The organism is Pseudomonas cedrina subsp. cedrina, from assembly GCF_001983175.1.
GTDB classification, from domain to species: domain Bacteria; phylum Pseudomonadota; class Gammaproteobacteria; order Pseudomonadales; family Pseudomonadaceae; genus Aquipseudomonas; species Aquipseudomonas cedrina.
Map to the genome: position 1 here is coordinate 1 of NZ_MNPW01000049.1, position 949 is coordinate 949.

General features: G+C 62.0%; 1 protein-coding gene. It reads right to left on the minus strand.

Features of this window, described 5'->3' with window-relative positions; translation table 11 throughout:
- Positions 1-73 precede the first annotated feature (73 nt).
- Positions 74-949 (minus strand): ShlB/FhaC/HecB family hemolysin secretion/activation protein (locus tag BLL36_RS29950; protein WP_130926015.1); only part of this gene is annotated, 876 nt, incomplete at its 5' end.

Consider the following 949-nt stretch of genomic DNA (forward strand, 5'->3'; position numbering starts at 1 on the left):
GAAGGTTGGCGCGCAAGGAAAGCGAACTGGCGAACGTCCATGTCAGGTCTCGATGCCCGAAGGCGGTAAAAATTTAAAGGAAGAAATCCAGGCGGAAATAAACCGGCGCTTCACGTTCAGTGATCGGCCCCGGTCGTTCCAAAGAGTGTGCAAAGGTCACTGTGGCGGCGACGTTCTGGCCGCGTGCGAACAGGTCCACGGAATTGCTGGTCATGCGCCCGTGCTGTTCGGCGTTGTAGCGGTCGCCGCGGATCACGCCCTGGTCGTAACCGAGGCTGGTGCCGTATTCGGTGAACAGCGGTTGCAGCCAGCCCCAGGTCACCGGTCGGCTCCAGCGCAGGTCGTTGCGCCAGTAGCCGCCGCTGTCGCCGGACAGGCTTTGGTCCCGGTAGCCGCGAATCGACGACTGCCCGCCCAGGCTCATGCGCTGGGGGCTGAACAGCACGTCTTCGCTGCGCTGGCCGGTCATGAGGCTGCTGAAACTGAACGACTCGCCCCACAGCTTGAACGGGTACAGGTAGCTCAAGGTGGCGGTGTATTTGCGGTAGCGCGCATCGGCCTGGCCCGGCCTTGGATTGTGGTTGGCCTGGGCGTCGAAGGCGCCGATGCCGTCCTGCATGCCCAGGTCGATGTTGAGGAACGAGCCGCCGATGCGGCGGCCATGGTTGATGCCGAACTGGGCTTCGCTGAGGCGGTTGCTGCTCAGGGCGAGCTTGCTGTCTTCGATGAAGTTGTTGGTGCGCAGGGTGGCCACGCCGGTGCTGAGCGAAGTTTTGCTCAGGGCGTCGCGGTGAATCACGCGTTCCAGGCGCAGTTGGTGGTTCTGGCTGTCGCCCGATTGCTTAAAGTTGAAACCGCTGGCCTGGGCCAGGGAACGGTATTCGGTTTCGCTGTAGCTGTAATTGAGGTTCCACCAGCCGAAGGGCAGGTTGTAATTGAGCATCGAGTT